Origin of the sequence: Enterobacter cloacae complex sp. P15RS, assembly GCF_014895905.1 — a bacterium.
Taxonomy (GTDB): domain Bacteria; phylum Pseudomonadota; class Gammaproteobacteria; order Enterobacterales; family Enterobacteriaceae; genus Enterobacter; species Enterobacter quasihormaechei.
The window spans coordinates 43,121-66,843 of sequence record NZ_JADBQL010000037.1 but is presented as its reverse complement, the minus strand read 5'-3'; the positions used below and the strand labels follow the sequence as shown (position 1 = coordinate 66,843).

16 protein-coding genes are annotated in these 23,723 nt (G+C 58.0%); 13 read left to right on the top strand and 3 right to left on the bottom strand.

The genetic code is table 11. The annotated features are described in order from the left end of the window. From IM267_RS21380 to gntU, 3 genes are all read left to right on the top strand, one after another. Nucleotides 1–493: substrate-binding domain-containing protein (locus IM267_RS21380; RefSeq protein WP_226848199.1), on the top strand; the 493-nt coding region annotated here is incomplete at its 5' end. A 126-nt stretch (nucleotides 494–619) separates the two neighbouring features. Continuing rightward, nucleotides 620–1,147, top strand: coding sequence for a gluconokinase (gene gntK, locus IM267_RS19340; RefSeq protein WP_003861569.1), 528 nt, complete (start codon nucleotides 620–622; stop codon nucleotides 1,145–1,147). Between the two features lie 3 nt (nucleotides 1,148–1,150). After that, nucleotides 1,151–2,491, top strand: coding sequence for a gluconate transporter (gntU, locus tag IM267_RS19335; protein WP_023295539.1), 1,341 nt, complete (start codon nucleotides 1,151–1,153; stop codon nucleotides 2,489–2,491). A gap of 216 nt (nucleotides 2,492–2,707) precedes the next feature. On the opposite strand, the gene yhgN is transcribed toward gntU, so the two are convergent. Continuing rightward, nucleotides 2,708–3,301, bottom strand: coding sequence for an NAAT family transporter YhgN (gene yhgN, locus IM267_RS19330; RefSeq protein WP_003861574.1), 594 nt, complete (start codon nucleotides 3,299–3,301; stop codon nucleotides 2,708–2,710). Between the two features lie 178 nt (nucleotides 3,302–3,479). Here yhgN and asd point away from each other — a divergent pair, with 178 nt between their 5' ends. From asd to glgP, 6 genes are all read left to right on the top strand, one after another. After that, nucleotides 3,480–4,583 (top strand): aspartate-semialdehyde dehydrogenase, encoded by a 1,104-nt coding sequence (gene asd, locus IM267_RS19325; RefSeq protein WP_193034089.1) that lies wholly within the window; start codon nucleotides 3,480–3,482, stop codon nucleotides 4,581–4,583. A gap of 239 nt (nucleotides 4,584–4,822) precedes the next feature. After that, nucleotides 4,823–7,009 (top strand): 1,4-alpha-glucan branching enzyme, encoded by a 2,187-nt coding sequence (gene glgB / locus IM267_RS19320; RefSeq protein ID WP_063449534.1) that lies wholly within the window; start codon nucleotides 4,823–4,825, stop codon nucleotides 7,007–7,009. Beyond that, complete coding sequence (gene glgX, locus IM267_RS19315) at nucleotides 7,006–8,979, top strand: glycogen debranching protein GlgX (protein ID WP_063865386.1); 1,974 nt, start codon at nucleotides 7,006–7,008, stop codon at nucleotides 8,977–8,979. The genes glgB and glgX overlap by 4 nt, the downstream gene beginning before the upstream one ends. A 17-nt stretch (nucleotides 8,980–8,996) precedes the next feature. Next, nucleotides 8,997–10,292 (top strand): glucose-1-phosphate adenylyltransferase, encoded by a 1,296-nt coding sequence (gene glgC / locus IM267_RS19310; protein ID WP_063449532.1) that lies wholly within the window; start codon nucleotides 8,997–8,999, stop codon nucleotides 10,290–10,292. Continuing rightward, complete coding sequence (gene glgA, locus IM267_RS19305; RefSeq protein WP_063865387.1) at nucleotides 10,292–11,725, top strand: glycogen synthase GlgA; 1,434 nt, start codon at nucleotides 10,292–10,294, stop codon at nucleotides 11,723–11,725. The genes glgC and glgA overlap by 1 nt, the downstream gene beginning before the upstream one ends. An 18-nt stretch (nucleotides 11,726–11,743) precedes the next feature. After that, nucleotides 11,744–14,191 carry a glycogen phosphorylase gene (gene glgP / locus IM267_RS19300; protein ID WP_112792200.1) on the top strand — a complete coding sequence of 816 codons (2,448 nt, stop codon included), beginning with the start codon at nucleotides 11,744–11,746 and terminating at the stop codon, nucleotides 14,189–14,191. Between the two features lie 90 nt (nucleotides 14,192–14,281). On the opposite strand, the gene glpD is transcribed toward glgP, so the two are convergent. Further along, nucleotides 14,282–15,790, bottom strand: a complete 1,509-nt coding sequence (gene glpD / locus IM267_RS19295; RefSeq protein WP_193034088.1) for a glycerol-3-phosphate dehydrogenase — start codon at nucleotides 15,788–15,790, stop codon at nucleotides 14,282–14,284. A gap of 188 nt (nucleotides 15,791–15,978) precedes the next feature. Here glpD and glpE point away from each other — a divergent pair, with 188 nt between their 5' ends. Genes glpE through IM267_RS19280 form a run of 3 tightly spaced genes read left to right on the top strand, consistent with a single transcriptional unit; the run spans nucleotide 15,979 to nucleotide 17,964 of the window. Next, nucleotides 15,979–16,311 carry a thiosulfate sulfurtransferase GlpE gene (gene glpE / locus IM267_RS19290; protein WP_063865391.1) on the top strand — a complete coding sequence of 111 codons (333 nt, stop codon included), beginning with the start codon at nucleotides 15,979–15,981 and terminating at the stop codon, nucleotides 16,309–16,311. A gap of 47 nt (nucleotides 16,312–16,358) precedes the next feature. Then, nucleotides 16,359–17,189: a rhomboid family intramembrane serine protease GlpG gene (gene glpG, locus IM267_RS19285; protein ID WP_107534085.1), complete on the top strand. Its 831-nt coding sequence runs from the start codon at nucleotides 16,359–16,361 to the stop codon at nucleotides 17,187–17,189. A gap of 16 nt (nucleotides 17,190–17,205) precedes the next feature. After that, nucleotides 17,206–17,964, top strand: a complete 759-nt coding sequence (locus IM267_RS19280; protein ID WP_063865393.1) for a DeoR/GlpR family transcriptional regulator — start codon at nucleotides 17,206–17,208, stop codon at nucleotides 17,962–17,964. Nucleotides 17,965–18,045: 81 nt separating this feature from the next. Here IM267_RS19280 and malT read toward each other — a convergent pair whose 3' ends face one another. Continuing rightward, on the bottom strand, nucleotides 18,046–20,751 hold the full coding sequence (malT, locus tag IM267_RS19275) for an HTH-type transcriptional regulator MalT (protein WP_063865394.1): 2,706 nt from the start codon (nucleotides 20,749–20,751) through the stop codon (nucleotides 18,046–18,048). Nucleotides 20,752–21,322: 571 nt separating this feature from the next. On the opposite strand from malT, the gene malP reads away from it, so the two are divergent. Beyond that, nucleotides 21,323–23,716, top strand: coding sequence for a maltodextrin phosphorylase (malP, locus tag IM267_RS19270; protein WP_193034087.1), 2,394 nt, complete (start codon nucleotides 21,323–21,325; stop codon nucleotides 23,714–23,716). Nucleotides 23,717–23,723: the final 7 nt, after the last annotated feature.

Sequence of the window (23,723 nt, the reverse complement as noted above, 5' to 3'; positions counted from 1 at the left end):
GCGTCAGATGACGGCGGCGATCATTGCCCGCGGTCATCGCCATATCGCATACCTGGGTGCACGACTGGATGAACGTACTATCATCAAACAGAAGGGATACGAGCAGGCGATGCTCGACGCCGGTTTAACCCCGTACAGCGTAATGGTGGAGCAATCTTCATCTTATACGTCGGGTATTGAGCTGATGCGTCAGGCGCGACGCGAGTATCCGCAACTGGACGGTATTTTCTGTACCAACGATGACCTTGCGGTGGGCGCGGCGTTTGAATGCCAGCGTCTGGGGCTGAAGATCCCTGATGACATGGCGATTGCCGGCTTCCACGGTCACGACATCGGCCAGGTGATGGAGCCGCGGCTGGCAAGCGTCCTGACCCCGCGCGAACGCATGGGGCGCATTGGTGCAGAACGCCTGCTGGCGCGCATTCGTGGTGAGGCAGTTACCCCTAAAATGTTAGATTTAGGTTTCACCTTGTCACCGGGTGGATCTATTTAATCCGACAAATTTGAAGTAGCTCACACTTATTCACATCGCGCACGTTTGGATATTGCTTCTCTTTTGCCCCGGCAGGACAATGTTACCGATAACTGTTACCCGTAACAATTGACTGAGGGACACCCTTTGAGCACGACTAATCACGATCACCACGTTTACGTCCTGATGGGCGTGTCCGGTAGCGGTAAATCTGCCGTGGCGAGCGAAGTGGCGCATCAACTCCAGGCTGCGTTTCTTGATGGTGACTTCCTCCATCCGCGCAGCAACATCATGAAAATGGCTTCCGGCGAGCCGCTGAACGACGACGACCGCAAACCGTGGTTGCAGGCGCTGAATGACGCCGCGTTCGCGATGCAGCGCACCAACAAAGTCTCCCTGATCGTCTGCTCCGCGCTGAAAAAAACCTATCGCGACCTGCTGCGCGACGGCAATCCGAACCTCTCTTTCATCTACCTGAAAGGCGATTTCGGGGTGATTGAAAGCCGACTGAAGGCGCGTAAAGGCCACTTCTTCAAAACCCAGATGCTGGTCACGCAGTTCGAGGCGTTGCAGGAGCCGGGTGCTGACGAGCAGGATGTCTTAGTGGTTGATATCGATCAGCCGCTGGAAGGTGTTGTAGCCAGCACCATCGAGGTTATTAATAAAAGGCAGTAAGTTTTGAGTACATTAACGCTAGTTCTGACAGCAGTGGGTTCCGTATTGCTGCTGCTGTTTTTAGTGATGAAGGCGCGTATGCATGCCTTCGTTGCTTTGATGGTGGTTTCTATTGGTGCAGGTCTCTTTTCCGGTATGCCGCTCGACAAAATCGCGGCGACGATGGAAAAAGGGATGGGCGGCACGCTGGGCTTCCTGGCCATTGTGGTGGCGCTGGGCGCGATGTTTGGCAAGATCCTGCACGAGACGGGCGCGGTCGACCAGATTGCCGTCAAGATGCTGAAATCCTTCGGTCACAGCCGAGCGCACTACGCGATTGGTCTGGCCGGTCTGATTTGCGCGCTGCCGCTGTTCTTTGAAGTGGCGGTTGTGCTGCTGATTAGCGTGGCGTTTTCAATGGCGCGTCATACCGGTACGAACCTCGTGAAGCTGGTCATTCCGCTGTTTGCGGGCGTGGCGGCGGCCGCGGCGTTTCTGCTGCCCGGGCCTGCCCCGATGCTGCTGGCCTCCCAGATGCACGCGGACTTTGGCTGGATGATCCTGATTGGCCTGTGCGCTGCGATCCCGGGCATGATTATCGCCGGTCCGCTGTGGGGCAACTTCATCAGCCGCTACGTTGAGCTGCACATCCCGGACGACATCTCCGAGCCGCACCTGGGCGAAGGCAAAATGCCGTCCTTCGGCTTTAGTCTTTCTTTGATCCTGCTCCCGCTGGTGCTGGTGGGTCTGAAAACCATCGCGGCGCGCTTTGTGCCGGTCGGTTCAACCGCGTACGAATGGTTCGAGTTTATTGGTCACCCGTTCACGGCGATCCTGGTGGCGTGTCTGGTGGCGATTTACGGCCTGGCGATGCGTCAGGGCATGCCGAAAGACCGCGTGATGGAGATTTGCGGCGCTGCGCTGCAACCGGCGGGTATCATTCTGCTGGTGATTGGTGCCGGTGGCGTGTTCAAACAGGTACTGGTGGACTCCGGTGTGGGTCCGGCACTGGGCGAAGCGCTGACCGGAATGGGACTGCCGATTGCGGTCACCTGCTTCGTGCTGGCTGCGGCGGTGCGTATCATTCAGGGCTCCGCGACCGTGGCATGCTTAACCGCCGTGGGCCTGGTGATGCCGGTGATTGAACAGCTGAACTACTCCGGCGCGCAGATGGCGGCGCTCTCTATCTGTATCGCGGGCGGCTCGATTGTGGTTTCACACGTAAACGACGCCGGCTTCTGGCTGTTCGGTAAATTTACCGGCGCCACCGAAGCGCAAACCCTGAAAACCTGGACGCTGATGGAAACCATCCTCGGCACCACGGGTGCGATTGTCGGGATGATTGCGTTTACGCTCCTGAGCTAACGAGGCTGTATGTGTGTCGGGTGGCGCTTACGCTTACCCGACCTACAAATGTCGCTGCTGGTTTGCTCCCTCTCCCCGTGGGAGAGGGTTGGGGTGAGGGCATCATGCCGCAGAGATCTTTTTTTGTCGGGTGGCGCTTACGCTTACCCGACCTACAAAAAACCTCAGGTCCTGTAGGCCGGGTAAGCGTGAGCGCCACCCGGCTTTTTTACATCCTCAACCTTTCATCCACGCCCGGATCCCGTCAAGGAACATCTGCGTCGCCATCATCACCAGAATCAGCCCCATCAGACGCTCCAGCGCGTTCACCCCTTTCTCACCCAGCAGGCGCAGGAACAGCGACGACTGCAACAGGATAATAAACGTCCCGCCCCAGGCGATCAGCAGGGCAATCACCAGATGGCTCATCTGATTCGGATACTGATGCGACAACAGCATCAGCGTTGCCAGAATCGTTGGTCCCGCGACCAGCGGGATCGCCAGCGGCACGATAAACGGCTCTTCACCCGCGGGCAGGCCGCTGCTGCTGCCTTCTGCGCTCGGGAAAATCATCTTAATGGCGATCAGGAACAAAATTATCCCGCCGGAAATGGAGACCGTTTCGGCGCGTAAGTTCAGGAAAGCGAGGATTTTTTCCCCGGCGAACAGGAAGATAAACATCACCAGCAGGGCGATGAGCAACTCGCGGATCATGATCGCCCGGCGGCGCTTCGGCTCGGTGTGCTTCAGCACCGACATGAAGATCGGCAGATTACCGAGCGGATCCATAATCAGGATCAATAAAACCGCTGCGGAAATGATTTCACTCATCTTAAATTATCCCTGATACTTATTGTGGTCATTGCGATGATTAGCACTTTTTCTGATTGCCGGGCAATCATCGATTAATTTCGCTTGCGACTTTGGCAGCATTTTGTAATGTGAAGCATATCCCAGTTCAATACTGGCTTGCACAATCAGCACACACCCCTTGCAGGAAAAAAATGCTATGAAAAACGTTGGTTTTATCGGCTGGCGCGGTATGGTCGGCTCTGTACTCATGCAACGCATGGTTGAAGAGCGCGATTTCGACGCCATCCGCCCGGTCTTCTTCTCCACTTCCCAGCTCGGCCAGGCTGCACCGTCCTTTGGGGGTACCACAGGCACGTTGCAGGATGCTTACGATCTGGAAGCGCTGAAGGCACTCGACATTATTGTGACCTGCCAGGGCGGCGATTATACCAACGAAATCTATCCGAAGCTGCGTGAAAGCGGCTGGCAGGGCTATTGGATTGACGCGGCCTCGTCGCTGCGCATGAAAAACGATGCCATCATTATTCTCGACCCGGTTAACCAGGACGTCATCACCGACGGCCTGAACAACGGCGTGAAAACCTTTGTTGGCGGCAACTGCACCGTCAGCCTGATGCTGATGTCCCTCGGCGGCCTGTTCGCGCAGGACCTGGTGGAGTGGGTCTCCGTGGCAACGTACCAGGCCGCGTCCGGCGGCGGCGCACGCCACATGCGCGAGCTGCTGACCCAGATGGGCCAGCTGCACCAAAGCGTCGCGGCCGAGCTGGCAGACCCGGCATCCGCCATCCTCGACATCGAGCGCAAAGTCACTCAGCTGACCCGCAGCGGCGAGCTGCCGGTGGATAACTTTGGCGTACCGCTGGCCGGTGGCCTGATCCCGTGGATCGACAAACAGCTGGATAACGGCCAGACCCGCGAAGAGTGGAAGGGCCAGGCTGAGACCAACAAAATCCTCGCCACCGCGAACACCATCCCGGTTGACGGTCTGTGCGTGCGTATCGGCGCGCTGCGCTGCCACAGCCAGGCCTTCACCATTAAACTGAAAAAAGATGTGTCTATTCCGACCGTGGAAGAGCTGCTGGCCGCGCACAACCCGTGGGCGAAAGTGGTGCCAAACGATCGCGATATCACCATGCGCGAGCTCACCCCGGCTGCCGTTACCGGCACGCTGACCACGCCGGTTGGCCGCCTGCGCAAGCTGAACATGGGGCCGGAGTATCTCTCCGCGTTCACCGTTGGCGACCAGCTGCTGTGGGGTGCCGCCGAGCCGCTGCGCCGCATGCTGCGCCAGCTGGCGTAATAATTTGTTAAACACGGGGGGTGATTGTCACCCCCTTTTTTTGCGTACTACATGGAGTAAAACGCAGATGTCTTATTTTTTATCAGGAGGAACCACGACGTTGGCTATGCTTTAAGGAAGATTTATTTCTCACCTGAGGGTAGGGCGGAGCAGAGAGGATTAACTGCACCGTTTAGGTCACATTAAAAGTCGTCCCGGAGCGCGTAAAAAGGGCGACATAAAAAAACAGGATGAATACCATGTCCGATCGTATTTCGAGAGACGTGATTAATGCGCTTATTGCGGGTCATTTTGCCGACCCCTTTTCTGTGCTAGGGATGCACCGTACAGAGGCCGGACTGGAAGTTCGGGCGCTGTTACCGGATGCGACAGAAGTGTGGGTTATCGAACCCAAAACCGGCCGCAAGGTGGGTAATCTGGAATGCCTCGACTCGCGTGGCTTCTTCTCGGGCGTCATGCCCCGTCGTAAAAACCCCTTTCGCTATCAGCTTGCCGTTATCTGGCACGGTCAGCAAAACCTGATTGACGATCCCTACAGCTTTGGGCCGCTCTTAAAAGAGATGGATGCCTGGCTGCTGTCCGAAGGAACCCATTTACGCCCCTACGAAACGCTGGGTGCCCACGCGGATACCATGGACGGTATCACCGGCACGCGCTTTGCCGTATGGGCGCCAAACGCCCAGCGCGTCTCCGTCGTTGGGCAGTTCAACTACTGGGACGGTCGCCGTCACCCCATGCGCCTGCGCCGGGAAACCGGCATCTGGGAGCTGTTTATCCCCGGGGCGCATAACGGCCAGCTCTACAAATTCGAGATGATCGATGCCAGCGGCAAGCTGCGTATTAAATCTGACCCGTACGCCTTTGAGGCTGAACTGCGCCCGAATACCGCCTCGCTGATTTGCGGCCTGCCGGAAAAGGTCGTTCAGAGCGAGGAACGCAAGCAGGCCAACCGCTTTGATGCGCCGATCTCCGTCTATGAGGTGCATCTCGGCTCCTGGCGTCGCCACACGGACAACAACTTCTGGCTGAGCTACCGCGAGCTGGCGGACCAGCTGGTGCCGTACGCCAAATGGATGGGCTTTACCCATCTGGAGCTGCTGCCGATCAACGAACACCCGTTCGACGGCAGCTGGGGCTACCAGCCAACCGGGCTGTATGCGCCTACGCGCCGCTTCGGCACCCGCGATGACTTCCGCTATTTCATTGATGCCGCGCACGCCGCCGGGCTGAACGTCATCCTCGACTGGGTACCGGGCCACTTCCCGTCGGACGATTTTGCGCTGGCAGAGTTCGACGGCACGAAGCTGTACGAGCACAGCGACCCGCGCGAAGGCTATCACCAGGACTGGAACACGCTGATCTACAACTACGGTCGCCGTGAAGTGTCGAATTACCTGGTGGGGAATGCGCTGTACTGGATCGAACGCTTCGGCATTGATGCCCTGCGCGTCGATGCGGTGGCGTCGATGATCTACCGCGACTACAGCCGCAAAGAGGGCGAGTGGATCCCGAACGAGTTTGGCGGACGTGAAAACCTCGAAGCGATTGAGTTTCTGCGCAACACCAACCGCATCATCGGTGAGCAGGTGGAAGGCGCCGTGACCATGGCGGAAGAGTCCACGGACTTTCCGGGCGTTTCCCGTCCACCGTCAATGGGCGGCCTGGGCTTCTGGTACAAGTGGAACCTCGGCTGGATGCACGACACGCTCGACTACATGAAGCTCGACCCGGTTTATCGTCAGTATCACCACGATAAGCTCACCTTTGGGCTGCTCTACAACTACACCGAAAACTTCATGCTGCCGCTGTCGCACGATGAAGTGGTGCACGGCAAGAAATCTATTCTCGACCGCATGCCGGGGGACCCGTGGCAGAAGTTTGCCAACCTGCGCGCCTATTACGGCTGGATGTTTGCCTTCCCCGGCAAAAAGCTGCTGTTTATGGGCAACGAATTTGCGCAGGGGCGCGAATGGAACCACGACACCAGCCTTGACTGGCACCTGCTGGAAGGCGCGGACAACTGGCACCACGGCGTACAGCGTCTGGTGCGCGACCTGAACCTGACCTACCGCCACCACAAAGCGCTGCACGAGCTGGACTTCGATCCGTACGGCTTTGAGTGGCTGGTGGTGGACGACCACGCGCGCTCGGTGTTTGTCTTTGTCCGTCGTGACAAAGCGGGTAACGAGATCATCGTTGCCAGCAACTTCACGCCAGTGCCGCGCGAACACTACCGCTTCGGCATTAACCAGCCGGGTAAATGGCGCGAAATTCTGAACACCGACTCCATGCACTACCACGGCAGTAACGCCGGTAACGGCGGGCTGGTGCAGAGCGATGCGATTGAAAGCCACGGTCGTCCGAACTCCCTGAGCCTGACGCTGCCGCCGCTGAGCACCATCTGGCTGGTGCGGGAGGGCGAATGACGCAGCTCTCGGCAGGTAAACCCGAACCGCTCGGGGCGAGTTTTGACGGAAAGGGGGTGAACTTCACGCTCTTTTCTGCCCATGCGGAGCGGGTGGAACTCTGTGTGTTTGACGGGGAAGGTAACGAGCACCGTTACGATTTACCGTCCCGCACGGGAGACATCTGGCACGGTTACCTGTCCGGCGGGCGTCCGGGAATGCACTACGGTTTTCGCGTACACGGCCCGTGGGAGCCATCTCAGGGGCACTGGTTTAACCCGGCAAAGCTGCTGATTGACCCGTGCGCGCACCGCGTGGACGGCGAGTTTAAAGACGACCCGCTGTTCCACGTCGGCTACGGCGAACCTGACCACCGCGACAGCGCGCCCGTCGCGCCCAAAAGCGTGGTGGTGCACGATCTCTACGACTGGGAAGATGATGCCCCGCCGCGCACGCCGTGGGGTAATACCGTCATCTATGAAGCCCACGTCAAAGGGCTGACGTATCTGCACCCGTCGATCCCCAAAGAGATGCGCGGCACCTACAAAGCGCTGGGGCATCCGACAATGGTCGCTTACCTGAAGCAGTTAGGGATCACCGCGCTGGAGCTACTGCCGGTGGCGCATTTCGCCAGCGAGCCGCGTCTTCAGCGCCTTGGGTTAAGCAACTACTGGGGCTACAACCCGCTGGCGATGTTCGCGCTCGACCCGCGCTACGCGGTGCATCCGGAGAAAGCGCGGGACGAGTTTCGCGATGCGGTGAAGGCGCTTCACGCGGCGGGCATTGAGGTCATTCTGGACGTGGTGCTGAACCACAGTGCGGAAAGCGATCTTGACGGTCCGACGCTCTCACAGCGCGGAATCGATAACCGTAGCTATTATTGGATCAGGGACGACGGGGATTATGAAAACTGGACCGGGTGCGGTAACACCCTCAACCTCAGCCATCCGGCCGTTACGCATTACGCGTACGAATGCCTGAAATACTGGGTTGAGACGTTCCACGTGGACGGTTTTCGTTTCGACCTGGCGCCGGTGATGGGGCGCACTCCGGCATTTAGCCAGCAGGCGCCGCTGTTTGAGGCGATAAAAAACTGCCCGGTGCTCTCAACGGTGAAGCTGATTGCGGAACCCTGGGACATTGGTGAAGGCGGTTATCAGGTGGGGAACTTCCCGCCGCTGTTTGCCGAGTGGAACGATCACTTCCGCGACGCCGTCCGTCGCTTCTGGCTGGCGCGCGATCTGTCGCTCGGAGAGTTCGCCGGACGCTTTGCCGGCTCGAGCGATCTCTTTAAGCGCGACGGAAAACGTCCGTCGGCCACCATTAACCTGGTGACGGCACACGACGGTTTCACGCTGCGCGACTGCGTTTGTTTCAATCAGAAACACAATGAGGCAAACGGCGAGGAGAATCGCGATGGGACTAACAATAACCATAGCTTTAACCATGGTATAGAAGGGTTAGGCGGAAGTCTGGACGTGATCGAGCGGCGACGCGCCAGCGTTCATGCGCTGCTGACGACGCTTTTGTTATCGCAGGGCACGCCAATGCTGCTGGCAGGCGATGAGCACGGTCACAGCCAGCACGGCAACAACAACGCCTATTGCCAGGACAACACCCTGACCTGGCTCGACTGGGGAGAAGCGAACAGCGGGTTGACTCATTTCACCGCGGCGCTGATCCATCTTCGCCAGCGCATCCCCGCGCTCACCGCCGACAGCTGGTGGGAAGAGGGCGACGGCAACGTTCGCTGGCTGAATAAAGACGCGCAACCGTTAAGCGCGCAAGAGTGGCAACACGGCATACCCTGTCTGCAAATCCTGCTTTCGGATGCGTGGCTGGTGACGCTGAACGCGACGGATGACGTCGCAGAGATTGTTTTACCTGACGGGGAATGGCGAGCCATTCCTCCCTTTGCCGGAGCGGATAATCCGGTTGTTATGGCTGTCTGGCACGGGCCTGCGCACGGAGTGTGCGTATTCCAAAGATGATAAAAAAGGAGTTAGTCATGGTTAGATTAGAGAAGAACGATCCGTTAATGTTGGCGCGCCAGCTACCATTAAAAACAGTTGCCCTGATACTTGCGGGCGGGCGTGGTACCCGTCTGAAAGATTTGACCATCAAGCGCGCCAAGCCGGCGGTTCACTTTGGTGGTAAGTTCCGTATTATCGATTTTGCACTCTCCAACTGCCTGAACTCAGGCATTCGCCGCATTGGCGTCATTACGCAGTATCAGTCGCACACGCTGGTGCAGCACATTCAGCGCGGCTGGTCATTCTTCAGCGAAGAGATGAACGAATTTGTTGATCTGCTTCCCGCGCAGCAGCGCGTACACGGGGAAAACTGGTACCGCGGCACGGCGGATGCGGTGACCCAAAACCTCGACATCATTCGCCGCTACAACGCGGAGTACGTCGTGATCCTCGCGGGGGACCACATCTATAAGCAAGATTACTCCCACATGCTGATCGACCATGTCGAAAAAGGGGCGCGCTGCACCGTGGCGTGTCTGCCGGTGCCCGTTGCGGAAGCAACCGCGTTCGGCGTGATGCACGTGGATGCGGACGACAAGATTATCGATTTTGTTGAAAAGCCGGCGAACCCGCCAACCATGCCGGGGGATGACACCAAATCGCTCGCCAGCATGGGGATCTATGTCTTTGATGCTGACTATCTTTATGAGCTGCTGGAAGAAGACGACACAGACGAAAACTCCAGCCACGATTTCGGCAAAGACATTATCCCGAAAATTACCAAAGCTGGCATGGCGTATGCACATCCGTTCCCGCTGTCCTGCGTACAGTCCGATCCGAATGCGGAACCCTACTGGCGCGATGTGGGAACCCTGGAAGCGTACTGGAAAGCCAACCTCGATCTGGCGTCCGTGACGCCTGAGCTGGATATGTACGACCAGAACTGGCCAATACGCACCCATATGGAATCGCTGCCGCCGGCGAAGTTCGTGCAGGACCGCTCCGGCAGCCACGGTATGACGCTGAACTCGCTGGTCTCTGGCGGGTGCATTATCTCCGGTTCGGTGGTGGTGCAGTCCGTGTTGTTCCCGCGCGTGCGTATAAACTCATTCTGTAATATCGATTCGGCAGTCCTGCTGCCGGACGTCTGGGTAGGGCGCTCATGTCGTCTGCGTCGCTGCGTCATTGACCGCGCCTGCGTCATTCCCGAAGGGATGGTGATTGGGGAAAACGCGGAAGAAGATGCGCGTCGTTTCTACCGTTCGGAAGAGGGGATCGTGTTAGTAACACGGGAAATGTTGCGGAAGCTGCAAATCAAACAGGAGCGATGATGCAGGTTTTACACGTATGTTCTGAGATGTTCCCGTTGTTAAAAACGGGCGGACTGGCGGATGTTCTTGGTGCACTACCGGCGGCGCAAATTGCCGGAGGGGTAGATACCCGCGTGTTGTTGCCCGCTTTTCCGGATATCCGGCGCGGTATTCCTGACGCAAAGGTTGTTTCCCGTCGCGAGACCTTCGCGGGACGTATCACCCTGCTGTTTGGACATTACAATGGGGTAGGCATTTACCTGATTGATGCGCCGCATTTATACGACCGTCCCGGCAGCCCGTATCACGATACCAACCTGTACGCCTATACCGATAACGTGCTGCGCTTTGCCCTGCTCGGCTGGGTGGGGGCGGAGATGGCCGTCGGGCTGGATCCGTTCTGGCGTCCGAACGTGGTGCACGCGCACGACTGGCATGCGGGGCTGGCACCCGCGTATCTGGCGGCGAAGGGGCATCCGGCCAAATCGGTGTTTACCGTGCACAACCTGGCGTATCAGGGCATGTATTACGCCCATCACATGAATGACATCGATCTGCCATGGTCGTTCTTTAACATGCACGGGCTGGAGTTTAACGGACAGATTTCGTTCCTGAAGGCGGGGCTGTACTACGCCGACCACATTACGGCGGTCAGCCCAACCTACGCGCGTGAAATTACCCAGCCGGAGTTCGGTTACGGTATGGAAGGGCTGCTGCAACAGCGACACCGTGAAGGCCGCCTGTCGGGCATTCTGAACGGCGTGGATGAACAGATCTGGAATCCGGAAACGGACCTCCTGCTGGCGGCGCGCTATGGTCGCGACTCGGTGGAAGACAAAGCGGAAAACAAGCGCCAACTACAGATTGCGATGGGGCTGAAGGTCAACGACAAGGTGCCGCTGTTTGCGGTGGTTAGCCGCCTGACCAGCCAGAAAGGGCTGGATCTGGTGCTGGAGGCGCTGCCTGGATTACTGGAGCAGGGCGGCCAGCTGGCGCTGCTTGGCGCGGGCGACCCGGTCTTGCAGGAAGGTTTCCTGGCGGCCGCGGCGGAACACCCGGGGCAGGTGGGCGTGCAGATTGGCTATCACGAAGCGTTCTCGCACCGCATTATGGGCGGTGCGGACGTGATTCTGGTGCCGAGCCGTTTCGAGCCCTGCGGCCTGACGCAGCTCTATGGCCTGAAATATGGCACGTTGCCGCTGGTGCGGCGCACGGGCGGGCTGGCGGATACGGTGTCTGACAGTTCTCTGGAAAACCTGGCGGACGGTATCGCCAGCGGGTTTGTCTTTGAGGACAGTAATGCCTGGTCGCTGCTTCGGGCGATCCGGCGTGCGTTCGTCTTGTGGTCCCGTCCATCCCTGTGGCGTTACGTCCAACGTCAGGCGATGTCCATGGACTTTGGCTGGCACGTTGCGGCGCAGTCCTACCGCGACCTTTATCAACGCTTGATGTAACGAGGCGAAGTGACAGATATGAACGCTCCATTTAGCTACTCTTCCCCCACGCTCAGCGTTGAGGCGTTAAAGCACTCCATCGCCTATAAGCTGATGTTTACCATTGGGAAAGACCCCGTTATTGCCAACAAGCACGAATGGCTGAACGCCACGCTGTTTGCGGTGCGTGACCGTATGGTCGAACGCTGGCTGCGCTCCAACCGCGCCCAGCTTTCGCAGGAGACGCGACAGGTGTATTACCTGTCGATGGAGTTTTTGATAGGTCGCACCCTCTCCAACGCGCTGCTGTCGCTCGGGATTTATGACGACGTCAAAAACGCGCTGGAAGAGATGGGTCTGGATTTAGAAGAGCTGATTGACGAAGAGAACGACCCGGGGCTGGGTAACGGTGGTCTGGGGCGTCTTGCCGCGTGCTTCCTTGACTCACTGGCAACGCTGGCGCTGCCGGGGCGCGGCTACGGTATTCGCTACGACTACGGTATGTTCAAGCAGAACATCGTCGATGGCCGTCAGAAAGAGTCCCCGGACTACTGGCTGGAATACGGTAACCCGTGGGAGTTCAAGCGCCACAACACGCGCTACAAGGTGCGTTTTGGCGGGCGTATTCAGCAGGAAGGGAAAAAATCCCGCTGGGTGGAAACCGAGGAGATCCTCGCCGTGGCCTATGACCAGATCATCCCCGGCTACGACACCGATGCGACCAACACGCTTCGCCTGTGGAACGCGCAGGCCAGCAGCGAGATCAACCTGGGTAAATTCAACCAGGGCGACTACTTCGCGGCGGTGGAAGACAAAAACCACTCCGAGAACGTCTCCCGCGTGCTTTACCCGGATGACTCCACCTATTCGGGCCGCGAGCTGCGCCTGCGTCAGGAGTATTTCCTCGTCTCGGCAACGATTCAGGATATTCTCAGCCGTCACTATCAGCTGCACAAAACCTACGCCAACCTGGCGGAGAAAACCGCGATTCACCTCAACGACACCCATCCGGTGCTGTCGATCCCCGAGCTGATGCGCCTGCTGATTGACGAGCATAAGTTCAGCTGGGACGACGCGTTTGAGGTGACCTGTCAGGTCTTCTCGTACACCAACCATACGCTGATGAGTGAAGCGCTGGAGACGTGGCCGGTGGACATGCTCGGCAAAATTCTGCCGCGCCATCTGCAAATCATCTTCGAGATCAACGACTACTTCCTCAAGACCTTGCAGGAGCAGTACCCGAACGATACCGGCCTGCTGAGCCGCGCGTCGATCATTGATGAATCCAACGGACGCCGCGTACGCATGGCCTGGCTGGCGGTGGTGATCAGCCACAAGGTGAACGGCGTGTCAGAGCTGCACTCGAACCTGATGGTGCAGTCGCTGTTTGCGGACTTCGCGAAGATCTTCCCTACGCGTTTCTGCAACGTGACCAACGGCGTCACGCCGCGCCGCTGGCTGGCGCTGGCGAACCAGCCGCTCTCCGACGTGCTGGATGAGAACATTGGCCGCACCTGGCGCACCGATTTGAGCCAGCTGAGCGAACTTGAGCAGCACATTGATTTCCCGACGGTGAACAAAGCCGTACGGGAAGCCAAGCTGCTGAACAAGAAACGTCTGGCGGTGTGGCTGGCGATGCACCTCAACGTGGTGGCGAACCCGAAAGCGTTGTTTGACGTGCAGATCAAGCGTATCCACGAGTACAAGCGTCAGCTGATGAACGTGCTGCACGTGATCACCCACTACAACCGCATTAAGGCTGACCCGACGGCGGAATGGGTGCCGCGCGTGAAAATTTTTGCCGGCAAGGCGGCGTCCGCGTACTACATGGCGAAGCACATTATTCACCTCATCAACGATGTGGCGAAGGTGGTCAATCACGATCCGGACATTGGCGACAAGCTGAAGGTGGTATTCATCCCGAACTACAGCGTGAGCCTGGCGCAGCTGATCATTCCGGCGGCGGATCTCTCCGAGCAGATTTCCACGGCGGGGACGGAAGCGTCCGGCACCAGCAACATGAAGTTTGCCCTGAACGGCGCGCTGACCATCGGCACGCTGGACGGCGCAAACGTCGAGATGCTTGAGCATGTAGGGGAGGAGAACATCTTTATCTTCGGCAATACGGCGGAAGAAGTGGAGTCGCTTCGCAAGCAGGGCTACTCGCCGCGCGAATATTACGAAGAGGATGAAGAGCTACGCCAGGTGCTGACGCAAATTGCCACCGGGGTGTTTAACCCTGAGGAGCCTGGACGCTATCGTGACCTGGTGGACTCGCTGATTAACTTCGGCGATCACTATCAGGTGCTGGCGGATTACCGCAGCTACGTGGACTGTCAGGACAGGGTAGACGAGCTGTACCGTCAGCAGGAGAAGTGGACCAGCGCCGCGATGCACAACATCGCCAACATGGGGTACTTCTCGTCAGACAGAACCATCAAGGAGTATGCCGAGAACATCTGGCATATTGATCCGGTGCGGTTGTAAAAATTTAGCCCGGTGGCGCTGCGCTTACCGGGCCTACAGGATCGAGTAGGCCGGGTAAGGCGGAGCCGCCACCCGGCTTTTTTTTCACCCTCAGGACGCCAGCGACAATTCACGCTTTCCCGCATGTTGCGCCAGCCACTGCGCGACGCGAGACTGCTGCTCGGCATTCAGCCACATCCCTTCTTTAGTACGACGCCAGATGGCATCGTCCAGGCGGCGCACCCACTCGTGTTCAACCAGGTAGCGCAGCTCCGCTTCATACAGCTCATGACCGAAATGTTCGCCCAGGTCGCTAATCTCTTTCGCGTCGCCGAGGAACAGCTCGGTATTGCTGCCGTAGGTGCGGGCATAGTGGCGCGCCATCCCTTCGGTGATGAACGGGAAGCGGCGACGCAGCTTCGCGGCGTAATCGTCGCGGTTATCGCCGATATCCCCACCCGGCAGTACAGCCTCTTTGGTCCACGCGGGGCCGATGCCTTTATAGTACGGCGCCAGTTTTTCCAGCGCGTGCTCGGCCAGCTTGCGGTAGGTGGTAAGCTTGCCGCCAAACACTGACAGCAGCGGTGCCTGACCGTCTACGTCATGAATATCGAGCGTATAGTCGCGGGTGATGGCCTGCGGTGAGTCAGATTCGTCATCGCACAGCGGACGCACGCCGGAGTAGGTCCAGACTACGTCATCGCGCGCCAGCTGTTTCTTAAAGTGCGCGTTGTACACCTTCAGCAGGTAGCTGACTTCACTCTCGTCGATCTCAACGTTTTTCGGATCGCCTTTGTACTCCACATCGGTGGTGCCGATGATGGAGAACTCGTCCATCCACGGGATCACAAACACGATGCGCTTGTCTTCGTTTTGCAGGATATAGGCCTGCTTCTGGGTATGTACGCGCGGCACCACAATGTGGCTGCCCTTGATCAGGCGAATGCCGTACGGTGAAGGCAGGTGCATTCCATCGTCGAAGAACTGCTTCACCCACGGGCCGGTGGCGTTCACCAGGCCGCGTGCTTTCCAGCTGAACTTCTCGCCGGTATCCACGTCTTCTGCTTCCACAATCCACAGGCCGTTTTCGCGGCGGGCGGCGGTCGCGCGGGTGCGGGTTTTCACCTCGCCGCCTTTCTTCTCAACCATCTGGGCGTTAGCCAGCACCAGACGCGCATCGTCCACCCAGCAGTCGGAATATTCGAAACCGCGCACGATTTCAGGCTTAAGGACCGATTCTGAGCCAAAACGCAAACCGTTCGAACCCGGCAGGCTGGTGCGTTTGCCGAGATGATCGTACATAAACAGGCCGATGCGGATCATCCACGCCGGGCGCAGGTGCGGGCGGTGAGGCAGGCGGAAGCGCATCGGGATCGCCAGATGCGGGGCCATTTTCAGCAGCACTTCGCGTTCGGCCAGCGCTTCGCTGACCAGGCGGAATTCGTAGTGTTCCAGGTAGCGCAGGCCACCGTGGATCAGCTTGGAGCTGGCGGACGACGTCGCGCAGGCGAGATCGTTAGCTTCCAGCATCAGCACGGATAAACCGCGTCCTGCGGCATCAACCGCAATACCGGCACCGTTGATGCCACCGCCTATCACAATCAGATCTTTGGTTTCCATAACACCCTCATGCACTTTCGTTAAAGCTCAGAAATGTTCGATATCGCTCATAATAGCAAAGGAACGCGCTTTTGGTAACATCAAAAAAACAATTTAGAGTGATATGGATAACATAATGGCGTTTACCCGCCGCCAGGACGTACACTACGGGGTAAAATCTTGTCGTTGACCACTGTAAAGAGAACACCATGGATCAGTTTGAATGTATTAACGTAGAAGAAGCCCATCAGAAGATGCACCAGAAAACCGCGGTGCTGGTGGACATCCGCGATCCGCAGAGCTTTGCCATGGGCCACACGCCGGGCGCGTTCCATTTGACAAACGACACGCTGGGCGCGTTTATGCGCGATAACGACTTCGAAACCCCGGTGATGGTGATGTGTTACCACGGCAACAGCAGTAAAGGCGCAGCGCAGTATCTGATCCAGCAGGGCTACGATGCGGTGTACAGCGTCGACGGCGGCTTTGATGCCTGGCACCGTCATTTCCCGGCAGAAGTAGAATACGCGTTTGAGCGCTGATCCCGCTATACTGTCCCCTTTTGTGTGGAAATAAGCGACCGCTGCCCATGTTGATGATCACCTCTTTTAGCAACCCACGCGTCGCCCAGGCGTTTGTCGACTATATGGCGACGCAGGGCATAATCCTGACTATTCAGCAGCATACGCAGACGGACGTCTGGCTGGCGGACGAAAGCCAGGCCGAGCGCGTGAACGCCGAGCTGGCGCGTTTTCTGGAAAATCCGGGCGACCCGCGCTATCTGGCGGCAAGCTGGCAGTCCGGCCAGACGGGCAGTGGCCTGCACTATCAACGTTTTCCTTTTCTCGCCACCCTCCGCGAGCGCGCAGGGCCGTTTACCCTGCTGCTGATGGCGGCCTGCATCATCGTCTTTATCATTATGAGCGTGGTGGGCGACCAGAGCGTGATGATTGCCCTCGCATGGCCATACGATCCCTCCCTGCAATTTGACGTCTGGCGCTACTTCACGCATGCGCTGATGCACTTCTCGGTGATGCATATCCTCTTTAACCTGCTGTGGTGGTGGTATCTCGGCGGGGCGGTGGAGAAGCGGCTCGGCAGCGGCAAGCTGATTGTCATCACGGTGATCAGCGCCCTGTTGAGCGGCTATGTGCAGCATAAATTCAGCGGTCCGTGGTTTGGCGGGTTATCCGGCGTGGTTTACGCCCTGATGGGCTACGCCTGGCTCAGAGGCGAGCGCGACCCGGAAAGCGGCATCTATTTACAACGTGGATTAATAACCTTTGCGTTAATATGGCTTATTGCCGGATGGTTTGATCTGTTTGGTATGTCTATCGCCAATGGTGCGCACGTTACCGGCCTGGCGGTCGGGCTGGCGATGGCGCTTGCCGATACGCTCCATGCGCGAAAACGAACATAATTCTCAGGGATAATTGATGAAACAAACACAACGTCATGACGCCATTATCGAACTGGTCAAAAAACAGGGATACGTCAGTACGGAAGAGCTGGTGGAGCAGTTTGCCGTCAGCCCGCAAACCATCCGTCGTGACCTGAATGACCTTGCCGATCAGAACCGTATTCTGCGGCATCACGGCGGCGCCGCCCTGCCGTCCAGCTCGGTGAACACCTCGTGGCATGACCGTAAGGCGACGCAAACGGCAGAGAAAGAGCGTATCGCCCGTAAGGTAGCGAGCCAGATCCCGAACGGCGCGACGCTGTTTATTGATATCGGCACCACGCCGGAAGCGGTCGCCCACGCGCTGCTGGATCACGAGAACCTGCGCGTGGTCACTAACAACCTGAACGTGGCCAACACCCTGATGCAGAAAGATGATTTCCGCATCATTCTCGCGGGCGGCGAGCTACGCAGCCGCGACGGGGGCATTATCGGTGAAGCGACGCTCGATTTTATCTCCCAGTTCCGCCTCGATTTCGGCATTCTGGGGATCAGCGGCATCGACACCGACGGCTCGCTGCTGGAGTTTGATTATCACGAGGTGCGCACCAAGCGCGCGATTATTGAGAACTCGCGCCACGTGATGCTGGTGGTGGACCACTCGAAGTTTGGCCGTAACGCGATGGTGAACATGGGCAGCATCGGCCTGGTGAATGCGGTCTATACCGACGTAATGCCGCCGGCGGGCGTGATGCAGGTGATTAAGGATAATAATGTGCAGTTAGAACTGTGCTAACCGTTTTGTCGGGTGGCGCGGCGCTTACCCGACCTACAAAACCCGTAGGCCCGTGCAAGCGTAGCGCCGCCGGGCAATAAATTACACACCGTACCCCATCATCTTCAATAGCTGCTGCGCATGCTGTACCGCGTCCTGACGGTGCGCTACGCCCAGCTTCTGATACAGATTACGAATGTGCGTTTTGATGGTGGTCGCCGCGACGGCCAGCTCACCGGCTATCTGGTCATTGCTGTAACCGGAGTAGATCAGCCCCAGTACCTGCCATTCACGCTGGGTGAGCGGGCTGGTGCGGATAAGTTCCGGCACTTCCGGATGGTTCAGCAGACGCTCCACGAAGTTCTCATCGAAGTGTGCAAACTTGTGGCGGTGATGCTGGTTGATCTCGCGCAGAATGCGCTGGGCGCGATGCTGGTCGAGTTCCGGCAGCGTGTTGAGCTGAATCAGCTGGCGCAACTGCTGGGCCATCACTTCACCTTCAATCACAAAGTGGCTGATAAACCCGGTGCGGTTCGCCAGCTGCAACGCTTCCAGCAGCACGCGCTGGGCATCGTTTTTACGTCCTGCCTGCCAGTAAAGCTGGTTTAACAGCAGCAGGTTGCGGTTCAAATCGCTCATCAGACGCAGGCTGCGGGCGTTTTCATTTAACTCTTCCAGCACGATCTCGGCAGGCTCGAAGTCACCCAGCAGGATCTGCACGCGGGCAATGTTGCGCCACTGGCTTTGAAGGAAGTGGTTATTGGCAAATTCTGGCTTAGGCGTCTGACGCAGCCAGTGGGCGGCGGACTTTTTATCGCCGGTCATCTGCCAGTAAATTACCCGAACCTTATCGGCGTTGGACACCCAGTCGCTATGGTACTGCCCATTGCCGAGCAGGTTTTCCAGGCGATTAAGGTGGTTGCGGGCATTATCCAGGTCACCGCGCGCCAGCGAGCACTGTACCAGCAGGGCCAGACACTGGAGTTGCTGTTGAGGCTGGAAGCTCGAAAGCACGTTCAGCCCCTGGCGGGCGCAGCTTTCTGCTTCATCCAGGCGCGACCATGCCCACAGCAGCTGAGCGCGAATACGCAACAGGAACTCGTGCATCGGCAGCTGTTCCAGATGCTGTTCACGGATAAGCTGGAACGCTTTTTCCTGATTTTCCCAGGCGGCTTGCAGGAACCCCTGAGCAAATAAAATCTCGCTCTGCTGGATCAGGCTCCACAGGGCGTAATGCCAGACATCGTGGCGGCGCGCCATCTGTTCGGTTTGCTGCATGAGCGAAAGCGAACGCGTGAGGTCGCCCTTGCAGTGCAGCACTTCGCCGTGCACCGAAGTGGCCACAATGCGGCTGTAAAAATTCGCCAGCGGCAGCTCATCCAGCGCGACCATCGCCAGCCGTTCGGCCTCATCCGGGTCGCCGTCGTTAATCGCCACCTGCGCGCGTAGGGCGTTAAACTCGCCGTGCAGGATGGTATCCATCTCGCTTTCCATCTCCTGCTCGGCGCGCGCCAGCAGGGTGTTCACTTCGCTGTAGCGATGCTGGCTCTGCATCAGCCAGGCCTGGAGCAGCACCAGACGCGGATTCTCCAGCAGGCTCTCCCACGGCAGCGCTTTTAACGACTCTTCCAGCAGCGACAGTTCGCTGTGGTTGAACAGTCCCCACGCGTGATTGAGCAGAATATCGCGCAGCATACCGGCATCTCCGGCGGCCAGCGCGTGGTGGATAGCCTCGCTCGGGAAACCTTGCGCCATCCAGCTTTCAGCGGCGGCGCGGTGAATGTCAGGCAGCTCTGCGGCCAGCTCCCACTGACAGCGCTGGCGCAGGAAGCTGCCAAACAGCGGATGGTAGCTAAACCATTCACCGGGATCGTCCATGCGCGTCAGGAACAGACCCTGACGTTCAATCTCTTCGAGCTGAAGCTGCCCGTTTTCGATGCCGGTGACGCGCACGATCAGCGCATCGTTCATTGAACGCAGCAGGGAGCTTTTCAGCAGGAAATGGCGGGTGGAAAGGTCAACGCTGTCGAGTACCTCATCCACCAGATAATCCGACAGGTGGCTGGCGTTGATGCCCGCCAGGCGGCGTGCCGACTGGTGCGTCGGGCTGTTGTTTTGCCGCGCGGAGAGGGCAATCAGCTGAAGCGCCGTGGCCCAGCCTGCAACGTCATCACACAGGCGGCTGCTTTCAGACGCCTCGATCGGAGACGTCAGACGGCAGTCAAAGAACTGTTTCGCTTCCTGATGGGTAAAGGCCAGCTGCTGGCTGCCGATTTCCAGCAGCTGATCGCGCACGCGCAGGTTAGCAATGCCCAGCTGCGGAAGGTTGCGCGACAGGACCACCAGCGTCAGGTTTTCCGGCTGATGGCGCAGGAAGAAACGCATCGACTCGTGAATGACCGGGTTCGTGATCAGATGATAATCATCAATCACCACGTACAGCGGGCGATGCCATTCGGCCAGTTCAATAAACAGCTGTGAGAAAAGAGAGGACAGGCTGGCGTACTGGCGCTTCTGCACCATCACCTCGCTGGTGACGCAGTGCCCGTTGGTTGCCTGCTGAATAGCGGCAATTAAATAGCTCGCAAAACGCTCCTGCTGATTATCCCCTTCATCCAGGGAGTACCAGCCAAGATCGCTTTTGCCTGCCGCCCACTGTGAAATGAGCGTTGTTTTTCCATAACCCGCAGGACTCGTAACCAGCGCCAGTCGGAAATTATGCGCACCGGAAAGTTTAGCCAGCAGGCGCTCGCGGACCACAGTATGGTCAAGACGAACCGGGCGACTTAATTTGGACGGAATCAACATAGTTTTCACTTCACTGTGGGGAACGAGAAAATTTATTTTTTTTGCGCTTCGTAATTAATACCTATAAGTTCGGCCAATACAGGAACTATTGCAAGTTATGTCTGGGTTTGGAGGCTCTGAATTTGCACTCTGTCACAAAACATTCTCATCTATGTTGGAACTTTTGTTAAATGGCTGAATGCCGCGCTGCTGCTGGCTTGTCTGCATGGCGTGCGGTTGCGCTGAAACTGGTTTCAGGAGGAGATAATGACGCTGAAGTTAATAAACTTTGGCAAAGATTGCGTGGGCTTAATAGTGGTGCTGAATAATCCGGGCGCCCGGAAATCATATTCTTCGTAAGTAATCATTTCAGCGATGATTAATTTCCTCCGAAACGGTATTTCACTTCTTTGACACGCTTCCGGTATATCATTTTTGCGAAGCGCACACTCACACAGTGGCCTCGATCACACTTTTATGCTCATCCCCGCTACTCCTCCCTGCCTAATCCCCGACAGGATGAGGAAGAGGCGCAGTGAGCCAGGCACACTAGCGCCAAATGTGTTTTCTCTCTACAGGATGCCGATTCCCTATGTCACAGCCTACTTTCAACAAAGCTCAATTTCAGGCTGCCCTGACGCGTCAGTGGCAGCGTTTTGGCCTTCATGCTGCAAACGAGATGACGCCTCACCAGTGGTGGCAGGCGGTGAGCGGGGCGCTCGCGGAGCAACTGGACGCTCAGCCCGTGACGAAGCCTGTTAAGGGCCAGCGTCACGTCAACTACATTTCGATGGAGTTCCTGATTGGCCGTCTGACAGGCAACAATCTGCTGAACCTTGGCTGGTATCAGGAAGTGGGTGACGTGCTGAAAGAACACGACATCAACCTGACCGATTTGCTGGAAGAAGAGACGGACCCGGCGCTGGGTAACGGCGGACTGGGACGTCTGGCAGCCTGCTTCCTGGATTCCATGGCAACGGTTGGCCAGTCGGCGATTGGCTATGGTCTGAACTACCAGTACGGCCTGTTCCGTCAGTCGTTCGCTGACGGCCACCAGATGGAAGCGCCGGACGACTGGCACCGTAATACCTATCCGTGGTTCCGCCACAACGCGCAGCTGGACGTGCAGGTCGGGATTGGCGGGAAAGTGACGAAGCAAGGGCTCTGGGAGCCGGCGTTCACCATTACCGGTGAAGCCTGGGACCTGCCGGTGCTCGGCTACCGTAACGGCGTGGCGCAGCCGCTGCGCCTGTGGCAGGCGAAGCACGCGCATCCGTTCAACCTGACCAAATTCAACGGCGGTGATTTCCTGCGCGCCGAGCAGCAGGGTATCGACGCCGAGAAGCTGACGAAAGTGCTCTACCCGAACGACAACCATCTGGCGGGTAAAAAGCTGCGCCTGATGCAGCAGTACTTCCAGTGCGCCTGCTCCGTGGCGGACATTCTGCGTCGCCATCACCTGGCGGGCCGCAAGCTGGCACAGCTGCCGGACTTCGAAGTCATTCAGCTCAACGACACGCACCCGACCATTGCCATCCCGGAACTGCTGCGCGTGCTGATTGACGAGCATCAGCTGAGCTGGGACGACGCCTGGGCCATCACCAGCCGCACCTTCGCCTACACCAACCACACCCTGATGCCGGAAGCGCTGGAGTGCTGGGATGAGAAGCTGGTGAAAACGCTGCTGCCGCGCCATATGCAGATCATCAATAAGATTAACGACCAGTTCAAAACGCTGGTGGAGAAAACCTGGCCGGGCGATAAGGCCGTCTGGGCGAAGCTGGCCGTGGTGCACGACAAGCAGGTGCGCATGGCGAACATGTGCGTAGTCAGCGGTTTTGCGGTCAACGGCGTGGCGGCGCTGCACTCTGACCTGGTGGTGAAAGACCTGTTCCCGGAATACCACCAGCTGTGGCCGACCAAATTCCACAACGTGACCAACGGCATCACGCCGCGCCGCTGGATCAAGCAGTGCAACCCGCTGCTGGCCGGCCTGCTGGATAAGACCCTGAAGAAAGAGTGGGCCAACGACCTGGACCAGCTCATCAATCTGGAAAAATATGCCGACGACGCGAAGTTCCGCGAGCAGTACCGCGCGATCAAGCTGGAGAACAAAGTTCGCCTGGCAGCGTTCGTGAAAATGCGCACCGGGATTGAAATCAACCCGAACGCGATTTTCGATATTCAGATCAAGCGCCTGCACGAGTACAAGCGTCAGCACCTGAACCTGCTGCACATTCTGGCGCTGTACAAAGAGATCCGCGAGAACCCGCAGGCCGACCGCGTGCCGCGCGTGTTCCTGTTCGGTGCGAAAGCGGCGCCGGGCTACTACCTGGCGAAAAACATTATCCTCGCCATTAATAAGGTAGCGGCGGCGATCAACAGCGATCCGAAAGTGGGCGACAAGCTGAAGGTGGTGTTCCTGCCGGACTACTGCGTCTCTGCGGCTGAAATGCTGATCCCGGCGGCGGATATCTCCGAGCAGATCTCGACCGCCGGTAAAGAAGCGTCCGGTACAGGCAACATGAAGCTGGCCCTGAACGGCGCGCTGACCGTCGGCACGCTGGACGGCGCGAACGTCGAAATTGCGGAGAAGGTCGGTGAAGAGAACATCTTTATCTTCGGCCATACTGTTGAAGAAGTGAAAGCCATCAAAGCCAAAGGGTACGACCCGGTGAAATGGCGTAAAAAAGACAAAGTGCTGGATGCGGTGCTGAAAGAGCTGGAAAGCGGTAAGTACAGCGACGGCGACAAGCACGCGTTTGACCAGATGCTGCACAGCATGGACAAACAGGGCGGCGACCCGTATCTGGTGATGGCTGACTTCACGGCTTATGTTGAAGCGCAGAAGCAGGTCGACGAGCTGTACCGCGACCAGGATGCCTGGACCCGCGCGTGTATCCTGAACACCGCGCGCTGCGGCATGTTCAGCTCTGACCGCTCAATCCGTGATTATCAGGCCCGTATCTGGCAGGCAAAACGCTAAGGAAGCG

Excerpts from the sequence above, each read along its gene's own strand:
- yhgN (WP_003861574.1), bottom strand. The coding sequence starts at position 3,301 with ATGAGTGAAATCATTTCCGCAGCGGTTTTATTGATCCTGATTATGGAT.
- asd (WP_193034089.1), top strand. The coding sequence starts at position 3,480 with ATGAAAAACGTTGGTTTTATCGGCTGGCGCGGTATGGTCGGCTCTGTA.
- glgB (WP_063449534.1), top strand. The coding sequence starts at position 4,823 with ATGTCCGATCGTATTTCGAGAGACGTGATTAATGCGCTTATTGCGGGT.
- glgX (WP_063865386.1), top strand. The coding sequence starts at position 7,006 with ATGACGCAGCTCTCGGCAGGTAAACCCGAACCGCTCGGGGCGAGTTTT.
- glgC (WP_063449532.1), top strand. The coding sequence starts at position 8,997 with ATGGTTAGATTAGAGAAGAACGATCCGTTAATGTTGGCGCGCCAGCTA.
- glgA (WP_063865387.1), top strand. The coding sequence starts at position 10,292 with ATGCAGGTTTTACACGTATGTTCTGAGATGTTCCCGTTGTTAAAAACG.
- glgP (WP_112792200.1), top strand. The coding sequence starts at position 11,744 with ATGAACGCTCCATTTAGCTACTCTTCCCCCACGCTCAGCGTTGAGGCG.
- glpD (WP_193034088.1), bottom strand. The coding sequence starts at position 15,790 with ATGGAAACCAAAGATCTGATTGTGATAGGCGGTGGCATCAACGGTGCC.
- glpE (WP_063865391.1), top strand. The coding sequence starts at position 15,979 with ATGGATCAGTTTGAATGTATTAACGTAGAAGAAGCCCATCAGAAGATG.
- glpG (WP_107534085.1), top strand. The coding sequence starts at position 16,359 with ATGTTGATGATCACCTCTTTTAGCAACCCACGCGTCGCCCAGGCGTTT.
- IM267_RS19280 (WP_063865393.1), top strand. The coding sequence starts at position 17,206 with ATGAAACAAACACAACGTCATGACGCCATTATCGAACTGGTCAAAAAA.
- malT (WP_063865394.1), bottom strand. The coding sequence starts at position 20,751 with ATGTTGATTCCGTCCAAATTAAGTCGCCCGGTTCGTCTTGACCATACT.
- malP (WP_193034087.1), top strand. The coding sequence starts at position 21,323 with ATGTCACAGCCTACTTTCAACAAAGCTCAATTTCAGGCTGCCCTGACG.